This window comes from Rhodanobacter sp. C03, assembly GCF_002001175.1.
Classification (GTDB): domain Bacteria; phylum Pseudomonadota; class Gammaproteobacteria; order Xanthomonadales; family Rhodanobacteraceae; genus Rhodanobacter.
Window position 1 is genome coordinate 32459 of the sequence record NZ_MUNT01000007.1, and the last position, 16712, is coordinate 49170.

The 16712-nt window shown below is 63.7% G+C and carries 21 protein-coding genes; 16 read left to right on the forward strand and 5 right to left on the reverse strand.

The annotated features are described in order from the left end of the window. Positions 1–227 precede the first annotated feature (227 nt). The 3 genes from B0E48_RS12380 (at position 228) to B0E48_RS12390 (ending at position 1933) form a co-directional block, all read left to right on the forward strand. On the forward strand, positions 228–449 hold the full coding sequence (locus B0E48_RS12380; protein WP_077518464.1) for a TonB-dependent receptor: 222 nt from the start codon (positions 228–230) through the stop codon (positions 447–449). A gap of 111 nt (positions 450–560) precedes the next feature. Further along, positions 561–1067: a nuclear transport factor 2 family protein gene (locus tag B0E48_RS12385; RefSeq protein ID WP_077518465.1), complete on the forward strand. Its 507-nt coding sequence runs from the start codon at positions 561–563 to the stop codon at positions 1065–1067. A 326-nt stretch (positions 1068–1393) separates the two neighbouring features. Next, positions 1394–1933: a hypothetical protein gene (locus B0E48_RS12390; RefSeq protein ID WP_217318024.1), complete on the forward strand. Its 540-nt coding sequence runs from the start codon at positions 1394–1396 to the stop codon at positions 1931–1933. Positions 1934–2076: 143 nt separating this feature from the next. Here the strand turns inward: B0E48_RS12390 and B0E48_RS12395 are convergent, their stop codons facing one another. Together B0E48_RS12395 and B0E48_RS12400 are read right to left on the reverse strand one after the other, a co-directional pair. Further along, positions 2077–3471, reverse strand: coding sequence for an Hsp70 family protein (locus B0E48_RS12395; protein WP_077518467.1), 1395 nt, complete (start codon positions 3469–3471; stop codon positions 2077–2079). A 122-nt stretch (positions 3472–3593) separates the two neighbouring features. Further along, positions 3594–4316, reverse strand: a complete 723-nt coding sequence (locus B0E48_RS12400; RefSeq protein ID WP_217318026.1) for a DUF1223 domain-containing protein — start codon at positions 4314–4316, stop codon at positions 3594–3596. A gap of 236 nt (positions 4317–4552) precedes the next feature. Here B0E48_RS12400 and B0E48_RS12405 point away from each other — a divergent pair, with 236 nt between their 5' ends. After that, the gene (locus B0E48_RS12405) at positions 4553–4933 is read left to right on the forward strand and encodes a hypothetical protein (RefSeq protein WP_077518468.1); all 381 of its coding nucleotides are present in this window, start codon (positions 4553–4555) and stop codon (positions 4931–4933) included. 91 nt (positions 4934–5024) lie between these two features. Further along, a complete protein-coding gene (locus B0E48_RS12410; protein WP_139350279.1) occupies positions 5025–5522 on the forward strand; it encodes a hypothetical protein in 498 nt (165 codons plus the stop codon). Positions 5523–5566: 44 nt separating this feature from the next. On the opposite strand, the gene B0E48_RS12415 is transcribed toward B0E48_RS12410, so the two are convergent. Continuing rightward, entirely contained in the window at positions 5567–6412 is an 846-nt protein-coding gene (locus tag B0E48_RS12415) for a DUF4377 domain-containing protein (RefSeq protein WP_077518470.1), read from the reverse strand. 328 nt (positions 6413–6740) lie between these two features. Between B0E48_RS12415 and B0E48_RS12420 the strand changes: the two genes are divergently transcribed. Then, on the forward strand, positions 6741–6893 hold the full coding sequence (locus B0E48_RS12420; protein ID WP_217318051.1) for a DUF3309 family protein: 153 nt from the start codon (positions 6741–6743) through the stop codon (positions 6891–6893). A 31-nt stretch (positions 6894–6924) separates the two neighbouring features. Here the strand turns inward: B0E48_RS12420 and tsaA are convergent, their stop codons facing one another. Then, on the reverse strand, positions 6925–7461 hold the full coding sequence (gene tsaA / locus B0E48_RS12425) for a tRNA (N6-threonylcarbamoyladenosine(37)-N6)-methyltransferase TrmO (protein WP_139350280.1): 537 nt from the start codon (positions 7459–7461) through the stop codon (positions 6925–6927). An 87-nt stretch (positions 7462–7548) separates the two neighbouring features. On the opposite strand from tsaA, the gene B0E48_RS12430 reads away from it, so the two are divergent. The 3 genes from B0E48_RS12430 (at position 7549) to B0E48_RS12440 (ending at position 9305) form a co-directional block, all read left to right on the forward strand. Then, positions 7549–7923: a YciI family protein gene (locus B0E48_RS12430; RefSeq protein ID WP_077518473.1), complete on the forward strand. Its 375-nt coding sequence runs from the start codon at positions 7549–7551 to the stop codon at positions 7921–7923. Between the two features lie 67 nt (positions 7924–7990). After that, entirely contained in the window at positions 7991–8524 is a 534-nt protein-coding gene (locus B0E48_RS12435; RefSeq protein ID WP_077518474.1) for a hypothetical protein, read from the forward strand. Between the two features lie 67 nt (positions 8525–8591). After that, positions 8592–9305, forward strand: a complete 714-nt coding sequence (locus B0E48_RS12440) for an HAD family hydrolase (RefSeq protein WP_077518475.1) — start codon at positions 8592–8594, stop codon at positions 9303–9305. Between the two features lie 23 nt (positions 9306–9328). Here B0E48_RS12440 and B0E48_RS12445 read toward each other — a convergent pair whose 3' ends face one another. After that, positions 9329–10270 carry a LysR family transcriptional regulator gene (locus tag B0E48_RS12445; protein ID WP_077518476.1) on the reverse strand — a complete coding sequence of 314 codons (942 nt, stop codon included), beginning with the start codon at positions 10268–10270 and terminating at the stop codon, positions 9329–9331. 152 nt (positions 10271–10422) lie between these two features. Here B0E48_RS12445 and B0E48_RS12450 point away from each other — a divergent pair, with 152 nt between their 5' ends. From B0E48_RS12450 to B0E48_RS12480, 7 genes are all read left to right on the forward strand, one after another. Beyond that, positions 10423–11616 carry a muconate/chloromuconate family cycloisomerase gene (locus B0E48_RS12450; RefSeq protein ID WP_077518477.1) on the forward strand — a complete coding sequence of 398 codons (1194 nt, stop codon included), beginning with the start codon at positions 10423–10425 and terminating at the stop codon, positions 11614–11616. 2 nt (positions 11617–11618) lie between these two features. Beyond that, positions 11619–11909, forward strand: a complete 291-nt coding sequence (gene catC / locus B0E48_RS12455; protein ID WP_077518478.1) for a muconolactone Delta-isomerase — start codon at positions 11619–11621, stop codon at positions 11907–11909. 56 nt (positions 11910–11965) lie between these two features. After that, positions 11966–12892 carry a catechol 1,2-dioxygenase gene (catA, locus tag B0E48_RS12460; RefSeq protein ID WP_077518479.1) on the forward strand — a complete coding sequence of 309 codons (927 nt, stop codon included), beginning with the start codon at positions 11966–11968 and terminating at the stop codon, positions 12890–12892. A 79-nt stretch (positions 12893–12971) separates the two neighbouring features. Continuing rightward, entirely contained in the window at positions 12972–14327 is a 1356-nt protein-coding gene (locus B0E48_RS12465) for a Rieske 2Fe-2S domain-containing protein (protein ID WP_077518480.1), read from the forward strand. Continuing rightward, the gene (benB, locus tag B0E48_RS12470; RefSeq protein ID WP_077518481.1) at positions 14324–14812 is read left to right on the forward strand and encodes a benzoate 1,2-dioxygenase small subunit; all 489 of its coding nucleotides are present in this window, start codon (positions 14324–14326) and stop codon (positions 14810–14812) included. Before B0E48_RS12465 ends, benB begins: the two co-directional genes overlap by 4 nt. Before the next feature lie 48 nt (positions 14813–14860). After that, the gene (benC, locus tag B0E48_RS12475; RefSeq protein ID WP_077518482.1) at positions 14861–15892 is read left to right on the forward strand and encodes a benzoate 1,2-dioxygenase electron transfer component BenC; all 1032 of its coding nucleotides are present in this window, start codon (positions 14861–14863) and stop codon (positions 15890–15892) included. Continuing rightward, a complete protein-coding gene (locus tag B0E48_RS12480; protein WP_077518483.1) occupies positions 15892–16677 on the forward strand; it encodes a 1,6-dihydroxycyclohexa-2,4-diene-1-carboxylate dehydrogenase in 786 nt (261 codons plus the stop codon). Before benC ends, B0E48_RS12480 begins: the two co-directional genes overlap by 1 nt. Positions 16678–16712 lie beyond the last annotated feature (35 nt).

Genomic DNA, 16712 nt, shown 5'->3' on the forward strand with positions numbered 1-16712 from the left:
CGGGCACGTTGCTCGAGCCGAAGTTGACCGGAGCGAGTCGCTCACGATCCTGGCCGATCCCACTGACGCTTCGAAAGTTGCGCTCGGTTTATCGGTTCATCGAGAAAGACGATTGGTGAACGCGGTTGCCGAGTGATGTCGGAATCAGCTTGCTGTCTCGCAGGCAGGCGTTGTCGCTCCGACAAAGGCCTATGCTTGCAACCCGATCACGCCAAGAGGCTTCGGCCATGAGCAACGTCTCCGGCAAGACCAGCAATGGGTTCACCTACGAAGGGGACCACCAGCCGGCGAGCGCCGGCCGCGTCAGCTGGACGGCGACCTTTCGCCATAACGGTGATTACGCCGGCATGCGGCACGGCTGCGTCCATGGGATGCTCGGCATACCCACGGCGGCCGTGGATGACGCAGTGAAAGTCGATATCGAGTCGACATGGACAGATCCCGCCTGACGGAATTGCCGGGCCCATGTGCAGAACAAGACGGCGACCCTTCGTTCAAAATGACCGGGCTGAGTAGCTGCATCGCCCGAAATCAACCAGCTGACCCCGGAGACCATGTGCATGTACAAGCTTGCCGCGTCGATCGTGATGGTTTCCGCGCTCATGGCGTGGGGCGCTTCCGTAGCAGCTTCCCCGCCGTCCACCAACACGCCGCCCGTGGACTCGCTGTTCGATAAGATTTCGGCGCTCGATGCCGCCGTCTTCGACGCATTCAACCATTGCAGTGAACCGGGCCAGCTCGAACGGCACGCGAGCTATTTCGCACCGGATGTCGAGTTCTATCATGACCAGGGAGGCGTGACCTGGACGCGGGACGCGATGATCGCGAACACGAAAAAGAATGTATGCAATCACTTTCGCCGGGAGCTGATCCCCGGCACCCTGAAGGTTTACCCGATCAAGGATTTCGGCGCCATCGAGCAGGGCGTGCATCGCTTCTGCCAGTTCAAGACGGGCGACTGCGAAGGCATGGCCGACTTTGTCATCGTATGGCGCCATCAGGGCGACCAGTGGCAGATCACGCGAGTCCTCAGTTATGGCCATCGACCCAACAAGCAACCTGGCTAGATCGCGCAATACCCCCGATAGATCAAGGCTGTTAAAGCCTGCATAACAGGGTCCGAGCCGCGATCGAAACCCACTTCTACGACGCTCATTTCGCAAGATGTTTCGCTCGGCGAGGCATCGCTTTTGCGCCGACAGTCATGCAAATATCGCGTTGCTGTCCGGGGCGGGGGCGAGGCGTGAGGCATACCTTGGCCGGTATCCATTGCATACACGCTGCACCCAAACAGCGTGCGTGAGATGACCAAGATTGAGGGCATCTTCTGCGAATCACCGTTACGGTCGAAATCCCGGAAACTCGGGCCAAGTTCAATGACAGGGGAAGTATTGTGAAGAAAACACCGATCGCCCTCTTGGGCGTCATCCTTGCTGTATCCGGTTGTTCGACTATGACACCGGCGCGGTACTCCGTATCCGTCGACAACAATATGGCTTTGAAGAGTTATCAAGGTTCGACGATGGACATCGTTTCCATCGGAGCACCCGAGAAGTACGACTCAAGTTGTCGAATGATGGGGCCGATCCAGGCGTCTGATGGCCAGACGATTCCTCAGTTCGTCAACAAAGCTTTCAATGATGAGTTCAAGTTTGCAGGGGTCTATGGGGATGGCGGCGCCAAGCTTACCGGCCGTCTGGACAAGATAGCCTTCTCATCCTCGGCCGGGCTGACAAATGGCTGGTGGGATTTGGCTTTGACGCTGAGTTCGGCCAATGGCCAATCGATGTCTGTAGAGAACAAGTACGACTTCAAGAGCGGGTTCGACGCGATTACCGCCTGCAACCAGACTGCCCAGGCATTGGGCCCAGCGGTGCAGGACCTCATCAAGAAGACGGTTACCGATCCACGGTTCAAATCCCTTTTGCGCTGATCGGTTTAACCTTGAAAGAGGCAGCTGTATAGATCATCCAGTCAAGGGCGGCAGTGATGCCGCCCTTGACTGGATGAGATCGGGTGGCGGTTACGCCACGCCACTTTGCGCCTGGGATAAGCGCGCTCGAAAGTCCAGTGGCACTAACGGGCGGCCTCGTATGCCGCCACGGCCAACCCGGACACCACGCCCAGCGACGGATCGCCTTGCACCAGCGGGATCTCCGGGAAGCAGGCCTGCACGCGCGCCTTGACCTGCGGTGAGCGCGAGGTGCCGCCGGTGAGGAAGACGCTGGCGGGGAGTTCGTCGAGGTCGTTGCGCACGGTTGCCAGGGTGCGTTCCAACTGGCCGAGAAACGAGGCGATGGCGCTGTGGAAGTCCTCGCTGTCGAGTTCGACCGCCAAGCCATGCTCGATGAAATCCAGTTCGGTGCGATGGCGCGACGAGGTGCTCAGGGTGATCTTGCTGCGCTCGGCCGCCTGGTTGAGGCGGGTAGTGGCGCCGGGTTCCTGCAGGGCGCGCAGGCGTGCGCCGTACGGTTCGTCGATGAGGCGATAGTTCTGCTGGCGGAACTCGCGCTGCTTGGGCAGGTTGTGCACGCTGGCGGCATCCACGAATCGGTGCGCGGGCATGCTGATCTGATCTTTGCCCAGCTGCGGCATGAAGCTGTGCAGGCTGACGCTCACGTCGAGGTCGGTGCCGCCCTTGGGCAGGCCCCAGCTGCGCGCGATCCGCGCGGCTTCGCCGCCACCGAGCTGGGCGTGCGCCACGTCGGTGGTGCCGCCACCGATGTCGACGATCAGCGCGTACTGCCGCTGTTGCAGGCTCTGGTGGTAGTGCATCGCGGCGGCGGCCGGCTCTTCCAGAAACGACACGTGATCGAAACCAGCCACTGCGGCCGCCTCGCGCAGGATCTCGATCGCCTGAGCCGATCCCTGCGCACCCATCGAGCTGCGGAATTCCACCGGCCGTCCGATCACCGCGCCACGCACCGGCACGCCGAACTGGCGGCTGGCGCTGAGGCGGATGTGTTCGAGGATATGCGTGGCGATATGCACGATGACCTTGCGCACCTGCGGGTCGAGCCGGTAGCCGAACATCGACTTGGGCGACTCGATCAGGTTGCCGCCGCCACTTTCCAGATAGCCTTCCACCGCTTCCTCGCCGAACAGCGCGTGCTGGAAGCTGGCGACCGAGGCGCTGGCGGCGCGGGTCTGTTCCTCCAACCACTGCCGCCGCACCACGCGCAGCGCTTCGCGGCGCAGCTCATCTTCACTGCGTGATGCCGGTGCCTGACCGCGCGCGGCGGCGGCCGTGGCCTGCTGGCGCTGCTGGATTCTGGCCAGCCGCAGCTGGGTCTCCAGTTGCGCTTCCAGCGCGGGAGTCAGGGCAAAGTCATTGGGGTCCGGCACCAGCTCGGGGAAATACACCGCCGTGCGGAACTGCTCGGCGTCGCCGAAACGCACCAGACACAGCTCGCCCTCGATGATGGCCGCGGCGGCCGAGTAACTGGTGCCGAAATCGATACCGATGTGCATGGGTCACGCTGTCACTGGATGGCAACCCGGCAGTATGACGGCTGCGCCGACGCTGGCCTAGGCATCATGCAGGAATAAACCATCGCACGATGGCGGTGGCGCATCAGGTGCAACGAGCAACTTCAGAGGGCAGCGGAATCCCGCGACGCGCTGAGGATATCGCCGCCGGCCTTGATCTGAACCAGCGCCGCTGTCGAAAGACCCCTGAACGAGGAGGGCGGCACGGCGAACGAATGCGGGCTGCCATCCCAGTTGCCCAGATGCACCAGTTCGCGCACCACATTGCGGTGTGGCAGCGTGCGGCCACCGTTCTCGCCGCCGCCGATGGCCACGTTGATCGTGCGCGGGTCGTAACGCACCAGCCACACGTCACAGTCGGCAGCCGGTTTTCCCGCGCCTACAACGAGCTGGCCATGCTCCCAGGACAATGGCGGCCCCTGCGCGGTTGTTGCATCGGCGATGACCTGGTCGAGTTGCGCACGATCGGAGCCGACCAGATCGCTGTGACCGTTCACGTAAACCTGCGGCGTCCACACGTTGCCGTGCCTGTGATGCCGTGCATACGCCCATTGCCGTTCCGTATACGCCTGTTTGGCGAACGTATCTTTCCAGCCGATGCTGTCCCAGTAGGTGACGCCGTAGGACAACGCGAGAATGCCCGGCTGTCCCGCGATGGCATTGAGATTGGCCTCGGCCGGCGGGCACGACGAGCAGCCCTGACTCTGGAACAGTTCGACCACCACGAGTGGGGCGGTCGTTGGCAGTTCCTGCGCGTAGCCCAGTTCACAGCAGGCCAGCAGCGACAGTGCCCCGAGCAGGAGTTTCAACAATGGACGGGTCATCATGGTGATCGTGCTCCGGTCGACACATCGGGCAGGCGAATCAAAGCTGGGTGTCGGTACTCTTTCTTCGTCATGGCGTGGAGAAAGTTACCTTGTGCTGGCGTTATCGACGGGTTGGGACGAGTCACGGCTCAAGCCGTTAACGCAGTCATGGACACTCATCGGCAGCCGCGGGTAATAATCGGCGCTGCGCTGCTTTTGCGTGGTGGGCGTATCGTAAATCACACAGGGGGAAGGGAATGAATACCTACAATCCGTACGAGGCGCCGAAAGCCGACGTGTCGGCACCGATGATGGACGAGGCTGGCATCGAACAGGTCGCCAGCGCGCAGAAGTTGATCATCTACGCGATCCTCGCCTATTTCGCCGCCGCTGCCATACGGGCCATGTTGGGCCCGCTGGGTCTGCTGGTTGCATTGGGTGCGCTGCTCATGGGGCTGGTCGGCACCTATCGTCTTTGTTCAGGCCTTGGGTTTTCGATGGGATCGCGAATCATCCTGATGGTGCTGATGTGCGTGCCGCTGGTGAGCCTGGTCGTGCTGCTGGTGCTGAACGCCAAGGCGACCAGGAAGCTGCAGGCGGCCGGCTATCGAGTGGGCTTGCTGGGGGCGTCGCGCTGAAGCGCCAAAGGGAGCGAGGGTGATCCAGCCGAATTATTGACGGATCTCACGGGTTCACTACCAAGGTGGAGGGCCAGATACTTTGCGCATCATGAAACGTCAGCTTGGGTTGCTGCCGATGTTGCCGTTGCTGGCGGCATGGGCTCATGCCGCGGCGCCTTCCTTCGCAGGTACGCTATGCCATGCGCCGGAGACGACGTATTTCAGCTGTGAAACGTCGCGACACAAGACAATCAGTCTGTGCGGCCACTTGCCGGCGAGCCTGCAGTATCGCTATGGCACAGCGGCGCGGATGGATCTGCAGTTTCCGGAGCAGGCATCGAAGGGTGCGGAACTGTTGCGCTATGCGCATTACAGCCGTTTCCAGACCGGTCGTGCTGAAGTCACGTTCAGCCATCTGAATGCCGACTATGCGGTGTTTGACTACACCGAGAGCGGCAAGCGTCGGGCCGGTGTGCATGTCACGACGACCAGTGGCAGCGAGCTCGAGATTCGCTGCGTCGGGCCGATTGGCGGCCAGCTGATTCCGCTCGGCAAAAGCCTGGGCTGCGATAGCGACAGTGCGCTCAACGGCGGTGCGTGCCCATGAATGGCGCATGGGCTGGCGCGCGCAGCCTTGGCGACCTCAACGAGTCATGGATGTGTTGGCGCGACGTTTCCAGCGTTCGAATTTGAGGCTTTGACCATTTCGGTTTCGACCACCATGTCGAGTACGTAAGCAGTGGACGGTGCATCGGCCGGCGGTTGCTTCATCGTGTAACGTTTCACCCGCAGCACGTTGCGGGTGTCCGGTTGCTGGACATAGCCTTCGATGGTCTGCTGCAAGGGTTGCCATGGGCCGGGCTGGCCGCTGCGCAGGCCGTGCGCGTCGTAGTGAATTTCGCGCACCCGCAGGCAGGTCTGGTTCGGAATCAGCGGGTGCTGGCAAGGTATCGTGCCCGGTTCGACTTCCAGGAACACGGTTTCGCCGGCGTTGCCGTAGCGCGTCTCCGCGGTGACTACACCGCTGAATGTGAGCAGATGGCCGTCGTCGGCGACCAGCGTGAGCTGTGGTGTATTGCCAGTCATCGACAGGGTCAGCATCGGCTTGCTGCGCAGCACGGTGGTGATGACGCTCTGGCGCTGCATCAGCGTCTGGTCGTGGCAGGCCATCATGGTATGCATCATCGGCGCGACCTGAAGATGGCCGTCGACGATCAGGTAGCTGCCGCCGATACCGTTGCAAGCGTTCTGCACGTGGATCCGGCCCTCGGCAAAGTCGAGCTGCAGCGGTTTGTCCGGCAGGCCAAACAGCGCATCGAGGCGCTTGCCGCTGCTGTCCACGGCATCGTGCAGTTGCCAGTCATAGCGGGCGAGAGTGTCGGGCGACACCTGTGCATTCGAGCTATTCGCAGTGGGCGTCGTCGCGCGAGTAGTCGATGCCGGTACGGCCATGCAGGCGGTGAGGGCGAGCGGGAACAGCAGCAGGCAGATTTTCATGGTGAGGCCTCCTCCAATCGCCGATTCAATCATCCCCGGCGTGAACAGGGCTTGATCGCGCGATGGGCAGGCTGCCACAAAAAAGCCGCGTCGGGCATGCGCCTGACGCGGCAAAGGGTTTGAACCGACCACTGCCAGTGCATCGGGCGCCGTCAGCGGAGGATTCCGCGGCGGCCAGCACAAGTTAGCGGCCGGCTGTCTCAGGGACTGGGATCGCGCTGCGCGGATGCCGTCTTTCGCTCATCACACGGTCTAGACGAGTCCAGCAGGCACGATGCACTCCATGTTTGCCACTGCGGCACAACATCCAACGGAGAACGTGCCCATGTTGATCACCATCCTGATTGTCGTGCTTGTCCTGGCGCTCGTCGGCGGCCTGCCGACCTGGCAGCATTCCCGTTCGTGGGGTTACGGGCCGAGCGGTGGCATCGGCCTGATCCTGGTCATCCTGCTGGTGCTTTTTCTGCTCGGCCGGCTGTGAGGCCGGCTCTGAGGCGATAACGAGCGCGCGCTCACTTTGCTGGTGTGCCGCGCGGCTTGCGCGGCCCCGGCGCGGAGTGCCGTCCCAGGGTTGCATCGATGCCATCGATCCAGCCGGCGCGTGCATCGGGAAAGGCATCGGCGTAGGGCACGTACGGCTTGATGTCGAGGATCGGGGTGCCGTCGAGCAGGTCCATGCCGCGCACGCGTAGTGCATGTTCCTCCACGCCGACCAGTTCGACCGCGGACAGGCCGATCGCGTTCGGCCGATGCGGCGAGCGGGTTGCCAGCACGCTGCGTTTGCCGCCACCGCGCGGCGGCCGCACTTCGGCCTTCCAGCCTTCGCTGCGATGGAACACGAACACCAGCCAGATGCGTTCGAAGCCGGCCAGATCGCGAAAAGCGATGGCTGGAAAGTCCGCCGTGAACTCGATGATGGCCTCGGCCACCGCGCCGGTCTCGGTGCCTTCCACCACGGTGGGCTGGTGTGGCGCGTCGATGCGCCGCGCATACGGCGAGCGCACGAAGGCGATCGGGTGGCAGGAGAACGCGCTGGAGGTATCGTTCATGGTGGTCAGCGTGGCGGGATGGCGGCATTATCCATCCTCCGCACTCCTTCCCATGGCTTTATCCACCTTCTCCCTGTCGAGGACGCCATGAAATACCTGGTGATGATCTATTGCGACGACACCTTGCTGGACGCGTTGCCGGACGGCGAGTTCGACACGATGATGCACGGCTGCTTCATGCATGCCGACGAATTGCAGGCGCAAGGCCATCTGCACGACGCGCAGCAGCTGGAGGCGCCAGCCACGGCGCGGACGCTGCGTGTACGCAACGACCGCGTCAGCGTGGTCGACGGCCCGTTCGCCGAGACCAAGGAATACCTCGGCGGATTCAACCTGATCGAGGCCGACAGCATGGACGAGGCGGTGCGGATCGCTTCGGAGTTTCCGTGGTCGCGCACCGGTGCGATCGAGATCCGCCCGGTCCGCGACATGGCGGCGGTACGGCGACGGGTGGGCGCGTGATGGCTGGCGCTTCCCCCACGGCGGCGGACGCGCCACCATGCGACTCCTGCCTGTCCGTGATCCACCCATGAATTCATTCGACGACGACCATGATGCCGAGCGCGAATTCGACGATGTCGATGAAGACTCGGTCGAGGCGAAGGTCTGGCAGCTGCTGCTGCTGATCAATCCCGGCGACGAGGAAACTGCGCTGCTGCAGTTCAACGACTACCGCGAGGCGGTGGCCGAGGTCGATGCCGACGAGGTCGAACCGATCGAGGTGATCGGCCGGGTGATCGACTGGCGCTCCGGTTTCATCGTGGGCACGCATGACCTGCGCTCTCTGGTGCAGGCGATCGACGAACTGTCCTCGCGCTGGAACCTGTCGGTGGACTGGAACGGCGACCCGGACGACGACGAGTTCTTCGACGACCTGGATGCGGCCGAGCTGTTCTCGATCGCCTACGACCGCCTGGCCGAGTTCGGCTACACGCTGTGGGCGTGGGAAACCGACGGCGACACCTATGCCGGCTGGATGACGTTGACCCGCGACGGCGAGCCGCTGCGCGAGCTGGCCACTACGCTGGGCATCAACCTGCGGCTGGGCAGCGAAGTGAGCTGAGCGGCGCTGGCAGGTGGGGGACGGCACAGCGCCGTCTGCGACGAGCACAAGAGCTGGATGGAATCCCATGCTGCAACTGATCGGTTTCGATGGCGACGACACGCTGTGGCACAGCGAGGGCTATTACCGGCAGGCGAACGAGGAGTTCGCCACGATCGTCGGGCGTTACGTGGACCTGGCCGACCAGCAGGTGCACGACAGCATGCTGGTAACCGAGCAGCGCAACCTCAGGCTGTTCGGCTACGGTGCCAAGGGCATGGCGCTGTCGATGGTGGAGACTGCAATCACGGTCACCGATGGCCGTATAACGGCGAGTGATATCCATCGGTTGATCGAGCTGGGCAAGGACGTGCTGCAGCATCCGGTGGAATTGCTGCCGGGCATCCGCGAGGCGGTCGAGGCGGTGGCGATGCATCACGCGGTGGTGTTGATCACCAAGGGTGACCTGTTCCATCAGGAAAAGAAGGTCGCGCAATCAGGCCTGGCCGAGCTGTTCCGCCGCATCGAGATCGTGTCGGAGAAGAACGCCGACACCTACCGGCGCGTGTTGGCCGAGTTCAAGCTGCAGCCGGCGCAGTTCGCCATGGTCGGCAATTCGCTGCGCTCGGATATCGAGCCGGTGGTGCGCCTGGGTGGCTGGGGCATCCACATGCCCTATCACGTGACTTGGGCGCATGAGTTGGAGCATGGTCTCGGCGACGACAACCCGCATGTGATCACGGTGGAGACGCCATCGGCCATTCCCGCAGCGGTGGCGCAGTTGCGTGAGCGGGCGGCTTGAATCTCGCGCTGCGCGTTCACTGCTTACTGAGGTGATTTGGTGCCGGGAAACGTGATCCTGGAGTCGTGCAACCACTCCGGATTGACTTCGTACATCTCGCGGATGATTTCCTTGATCGTGTCGATGTATTCGGATGGATCGTTGACCCGATAGATCATGATCAGTGGCGAGATCGCGTCTTCGTCGTCGATGTCGCGGTAGTGGATGTCGTGGCGCAGTGCCTGGGCCGAGGCCGGTACCACGCACAGGCCGACTTCGGCGGCGACCAGTCCCAGTGCGGTCTGCAGCTCGCGCACCTCCTGCACTTCGGCCGGGCGCACGCCGCGGTCGGCGAGCAGCGACAGCACGGAGTCGGCGAAGCTGGGGCGAGGTTCCTTCGGATAGACGATCAGGTTTTGCTGCGCGAGCGCGTCGATCGGTACCGGGCCTTCGCCTTCGAACAGCGGGTGGCTGCAAGGTATCGCCAGCATCAATCGCTCCTCGCGCATGATCACGCGTTCCACCGCCGGGTCCGGCACGCGGATGCGGCCGAAGCCGACATCGATGCGGCGGTTCTTCAATGCCTCGGTCTGTTGCGCGGAGAGCAGTTCCACCAGCTGCACGTCCAGCTCCGGATAGTGCTGGCGCAGCCGCCGCACGACCAGCGGCAAGCCGCCGTAGAGGGTGGAGGACACGAAGCCGATCGACAGCACGCTGCGCTCGGATTTGCCCAGGCGCCGCGTTGCCAGCTTGGTCTGTTCGATGCGGCCGAGGATCTGCAGCGCTTGCTCGTAGAAGTAGCGCCCGGCGTCGGTGAGTTTGAGCGGACGACTGGTGCGCACCAGCAGTTGTACGCCGATGTCTTCTTCCAACTGCTGGATCTGTCGGCTCAGCGGTGGCTGCGCAATGTGCAGCAGTTCGGCCGCGCGGGTGAAATTGCGCTCGCGCGCCACGGCGACGAAGTAACGGAGTTGGCGGAGGTCCACGGAGATGCCTGCTGCGAATGGCTATCCAGGGTATGTTGCAGAGCAGCCAAGTCATGAAAACCAAGGCTTGCGCCCGGACTATACCGCATAGGTATCAAGCGAGACTGCAACGGTCTTGGACTGCGTACGCCGATTGCACGAAGAATCGGCCCATGGACATCACCCACACACACGTTCCGAATCAGGCACCGCGCATCGAGCGCGTGGAGACCCTGCTGCTGGATATCCCGACCATCCGTCCGCACCGCATGTCGGTGGCGACGATGCATGCACAGACCCTGATGATCGTGCGGCTGTGGTCTTCCGACAGCATCGTCGGCATCGGCGAAGGCACCACCATCGGCGGCATGTCGTACGGGCCGGAAAGCCCCGAGGGCATCAAGCTCACCATCGACACCTACATGGCGCCGCTGCTGAAGGACGGCGATCCGACCCGCGTGCGCGCCCTCATGGCGAAGCTCGGCAAGCTGGTGAAGGGCAACCACTTCGCCAAGTGCGCGGTGGAAACGGCACTGCTGGATGCGCAGGGCAAGCGGGTAGGTTTGCCGCTGTCCGAATTCTTCGGTGGCCGGATGCGCGATCGCCTGCCGGTGGCCTGGACCCTGGCCTCGGGCGACACCGCCCGCGACATCGCCGAGGCCGAGCAGATGCTGGCCGGGCGTCGCCACAACGTGTTCAAGCTGAAGATCGGCATGCGTGCGGTGCGCGACGATGTCGCACACGTGGCGGCGATCAAGCGCGCCGTCGGCGATCGCGCCAGCGTGCGTGTCGACGTCAACATGGCCTGGAGCGAGACCGACGCGGTACACGGCCTGCCGGCACTGGCCGACGTCGGTTGCGATCTGGTCGAACAGCCGACGGCCCATGCGGCCTCGCTGGCACGGCTGACCCGGCGCTTTCCGATTGCGGTGATGGCCGACGAGTCGGTGCAGGATCCCGAGACCGCCTTCCAGTTGGCCAGTGCACGCGCGGTCGACGTGTTCGCGGTGAAGACCGAGCAGGCCGGCGGTCTGTTCGCGGCACAACGCGTCGGCACGATCGCCGATGCTGCCGGCATCGAGCTGTACGGCGGCACGATGCTGGAGGGCTCGATCGGCACGGCATCGGCGGCACATGTATTCAGCACCTTTCCGAAGTTGCAGTGGGGTACCGAATTGTTCGGGCCGCTGCTGCTGACCGAGGAGATTCTGGTTGAGCCGCTGGTCTACAGCGACTTCCAGCTCACCGTTCCCACCGGTCCCGGTCTCGGCGTCACGCTGGACGAGGACCGCCTGCAGTTCTTTCGTCGCGACGCCGCGCACCGCCTTGTCAGCGTGCCCGCCGGTGCCGTTACCACAGGAGTCTGATCATGCTTTTTCATGTCCGCATGGACGTGTGTATCCCGCACGACGTACCCGCCGAAACCGCGATGAAGTTGAAGGCTGACGAGAAAACGCGTTTCCAGCAGCTGCAACGCAGCGGCCAGTGGCGTCACATCTGGCGCATCGTCGGGCAGTACTCGAACGTCAGCGTGTTCGACGTGGCCAGCGGCAGCGAACTGCATGACCTGCTGCTGTCGCTGCCGCTGTTCCCCTACATGGAGATCACCGTGATGCCGCTGTGCCGGCATCCGTCGTCGCTGCACGACGACGACCGCTGAATCCCCAGTACACAGACCGCCATCCAGTTATCGACGAACGAGAGAGAGCCGACATCATGAACGTCAAGACCGTCCAAACCTCCGAGGTCCAGGATTTCCTGCAAGTTGCCAGCGGCCTGAAGTCCGCGAAGGGTAGTGCCCGCGCCAAGCAGATCGTGCATCGTGTGATGAGCGACGTGTTCCAGGCGATCGAGGATCTCGACATCACTCCGGACGAGTTCTGGAGCGCGGTGAACTACTTCAACCAGCTCGGTGCCTCCGGTGAGGCGGGCCTGCTTGCCGCCGGCCTCGGCTTCGAGCGCTATCTCGATATCCGCATGGACGCCGCCGATGTCGCCGCCGGCATCGATGGCGGCACGCCGCGCACGATCGAGGGTCCGCTGTACGTGGCCGGTGCGCCGATCTCCGATGGCGTCGCCCGCCTCGACGCCGATGCCGACGAGGGTGAGGTTCTGATCATGCATGGCACCGTGCGCGACGTTGCCGGCAAGCCGCTGGCCGGTGCCATCGTCGATGTGTGGCATGCCAACAGCAAGGGCATGTACTCCCACTTCGATTCATCGCAAAGCGCATTCAACCTGCGTCGTCGCATCCGCACCGATGCGCAGGGTCGCTACGAGTTCCGCAGTACGGTACCCAGCGGTTATGGCTGCCCGCCGAATGGCCCGACCCAGGCGCTGCTGGACACGATCGGCCGTCACGGCCAGCGTCCGGCGCATATCCACTTCTTCGTTTCCGCCGATCAGCATCGGCACCTCACCACCCAGATCAATATCGACGGTGACGCGTACCTGCACGACGATTTCGCGTTCGCTACCCGCGACGACCTGATTCCGGCGGTCGCGCAGATCACCGCGCCGGAAGCGATCAAGGCCCGCGGCCTGGATGCACCGTATGCCGACATCGCGTTCGATTTCACGCTGACCCATCTCACCGACGTGGTGGCCGAGCAGATCGTTCAGCGCCAGCGCGCGGCGGCCTGATTCCAGCGGCAGCAACGGCAGGTCCAACCCTTATCGCGCCGGTCGCCTGCGACCGGGCGGACAGAGACGAGTTCAAGCCATGACCAAGCCCACCATCGAGACGTTGCAATCAGCTTTGGTAGAAGACGCGGAAGCGGGCATCTATCGGGTTCGCCGCAACGTCTTCACCGATCCGGAGATCTTCGAACTGGAGATGCAGCATATCTTCGAGGGCAACTGGATCTACCTGGCGCATGAAAGCCAGATCCCCGAGCCCAACGATTATTTCAGCACCTGGATCGGTCGCCAGCCAGTGGTGATCACCCGCGACAAGCACGGCGAGCTGCACGCGCTGATCAATGCTTGTGCGCACCGCGGCGCGATGTTGTGCCGGCGCCACCGTGGCAACAAGGGCAGCTTCACCTGCCCGTTCCATGGCTGGACCTTCAGCAACAACGGCAAGCTGCTCAAGGCCAAGGACGCCAAGACCGGCGCCTATCCGCCGGGTTTCAACACCGACGGCTCGCACGACCTGAAGAAGGTGGCGAAGTTCGCCTCGTACCGCGGTTTCCTGTTCGGCAGCCTCAACGCCGACGTGCTGTCACTGGAAGAGCACCTGGGCGAGACGCGGGTGATCATCGACCAGATCGTGGATCAGGCGCTCGACGGCATCGAGGTTCTGCGTGGCAGTTCCAGCTACACCTACGACGGCAACTGGAAGCTGCAGATCGAGAACGGCGCCGACGGCTACCACGTCAGTTCGGTGCACTGGAACTACGCGGCCACGATGGGTCGCCGCAATTACGAGGACGGCGGCACCCAGGCCGTGGACGCCAACAGCTGGTCGAAAGCGGTCGGCGGCGTGTACGGCTTCGAACATGGCCACATGCTGCTGTGGACCAAGCTGCTCAATCCGGAAGTACGACCGGTGTATGCACACCGCGAGGCGCTGGCGCAGAAGCTGGGGCAGGACAACGCCGACTTCATCGTCAACCAGACGCGCAACCTGTGCGTGTATCCGAACGTCTACCTGATGGACCAGTTCTCGACGCAGATCCGCGTGGTACGCCCGATCGCGATCGACAAGACCGAGGTCACCATCTACTGCTTCGCGCCCAAGGGCGAGAGTGCGGAGATGCGCGCACTGCGCATCCGCCAGTACGAGGATTTCTTCAACGTCAGCGGCATGGGCACGCCCGATGACCTGGAAGAGTTCCGTTCCTGCCAGCAGGGCTACCAGGGCATCGCGGCGCCGTGGAACGACCTCAGCCGCGGTGCCGGCGGTCACTGGATCGACGGCGCCGACGACAACGCCAAGGCCATGGGCATGAGCCCGCTGATCAGCGGCATCCATCCCGAGGATGAAGGCTTGTACCTGAAGCAGCACGGCTACTGGGCGCAGGTGATAGCGCGTGCGTTGGCCACGGAACAGGGTGATGCGGAGGTGCCGGCATGAGCCTGACGCATGAGCAGATCGCCGCGTTCCTGTACCGCGAGGCGCGCCTGCTGGACGACCGTGATTTCGATGCCTGGCTGCCGTGCTATTCGCCCAGGGCGGAGTTCTGGATGCCGGCCTGGGATGACGACGACAGCCTGGTCGAAAACCCGCAGACCGAGATCTCGCTGATCTACTACCCCAATCGCGAGGGCCTGGAAGACCGCGTGTTCCGGATCAAGACCGAGCGCTCCAGCGCGAGCCTGCCGGAGCCGCGCACCAGCCACAACATCAGCAACATCGAGGTGTTGTCGCAGGCCGACGACCGCATCGAGCTGCGCTTCAACTGGCACACGCTCAGCCACCGCTACAAGACCACCGACAGTTATTTCGGCACCTCGTTCTACACGCTCGATACCAGCGGCGACGTACCCGTGATCGCGCGCAAGAAGGTGGTGCTGAAGAACGACTACATCCACCAGGTGATCGATGTTTATCACATCTGATCATGCCGAATTTGAGCTGGCCGCTTTCCGCATCTGCGAGGTAACCCCATGAGCCATCGCATCGCCCTGAGTTTCGAGGACGGCGTCACCCGTTTCATCGAGTGCCGCGACAGCGAGACCGTGCTGGATGCCGCGTACCGGCAGCGCATCAACCTGCCGATGGACTGTTCCGATGGCGTCTGCGGCACGTGCAAGTGCCGCGCCGAGCAGGGCAGCTACGACCTCGGCGACGACTACATCGAGGACGCGCTGACGGAAGACGAGGCCGCCGAAGGCCTGGTGCTGACCTGCCAGATGGTGCCGTCGACGGACTGCGTGATTGCCGTGCCGCTGCCGTCGACCGCGTGCAAGACCGGAACATCGCAGTTCGATGCCACGCTGGTGCGAATCACTCCGCATCAGGACGCGGCGCTGGAAGTGGAGTTCGAGGTCGACGAAGGCGCCGAGGCGCCGGTGTTCCTGCCGGGCCAGTACGTCAACATCGCCGTGCCCGGCAGCGAACAGACGCGTTCGTACTCCTTCAGTTCGGCGCCGGGCGCGCGCCGGCTGTCGTTCCTGATCAAGCAGGTGCCCGGTGGTTTGATGACCGGTTACCTGACCGAGGCGGCCATTGGCCAAACCCTGTCGTTGACCGGCCCACTGGGCAGCTTCTATCTGCGCGAGGTGAAGCGGCCGTTGCTGCTGCTCGCCGGTGGCACCGGGCTGGCGCCGTTCCTGTCGATGCTCGAAGTATTGGCGACGCAGGGCAGCACGCAACCGGTGCAACTGCTGTACGCGGTCACCCGCGACGAAGACCTGGTGCTGGTGGAACAGCTGCAAGCCTATGCGCAGCGCCTGCCGAACTTCGCGTTCGCCACGATCGTGGCGGCCGAGGCATCCACGCATGCACGCAAGGGCTTCGTCACCCATCACCTGCCGGCCGACGCGCTGCATGGCGGCGAGGTCGATGTATACCTGTGCGGGCCGCCGCCGATGGTCGACGCGGTGCGTCGCCACCTCGGTGAACTCGGCGTCACCCCGGCCAGCTTTCACTACGAGAAGTTCACCCCGAGCACGGCCGGACTGAAGGAGGTCGCGTGATGGCCCGCGCTGACCGCTTCACCGGCAAGTCGGTGGTGGTCACCGGCGCGGCCCAGGGCATCGGCCGCGAAGTGGCGCTGGACATCGCCCGCGAGGGCGGGCGGCTGGTGCTGGCCGACCGCGCCGACTTCCTCGACGAGGTGGTCGCCGAGGTCCGCGCGCTCGGCGCCGACGGCGCAGGCATCCACGCCGACCTGGAAACCTGGGCCGGCGCGCAGGCGGTGATGGAGTTGGCCATCGCCCGTTACGGCCGCATCGACGTGCTGGTCAACAACGTCGGTGGCACCATCTGGGCACGTCCGTTCGAGCATTACGGTCCGGAGCAGATCGAGGCAGAAATTCGCCGTTCGCTGTTTCCCACCCTGTGGTGCTGCCGCGCCGCGCTGCCGCAGATGCTGGAGCAGGGCGCCGGCGCGATCGTCAACGTGTCCTCCATCGCTACCCGCAGCATTCATCGCGTGCCATATGCCGCGGCCAAGGGTGGCGTCAATGCGCTTACCGCTTCGCTGGCGTTCGAGTGCGGCACCCGCGGTGTGCGCGTCAATGCGGTCGCTCCGGGCGGCACCGAGGCGCCGCCGCGCAAGATGCCGCGCAACCACGAGCCACCCACCGCGCAGGAAGCGCAGTGGTACCAGGCCATCGTCGAGCAGACCACCGACACCACGCTGATGAAACGCTACGGCACTTTGGCCGAGCAAGCCGCGGCGATCCTGTTCCTGGCCTCGGACGAGTCTTCCTACATCACCGGAACCGTGCTGCCCGTTGGCGGCGGCGACCAGGGTTGAGCGCAAGCCGGCCCCCACTTAGCGACATGAAGGTT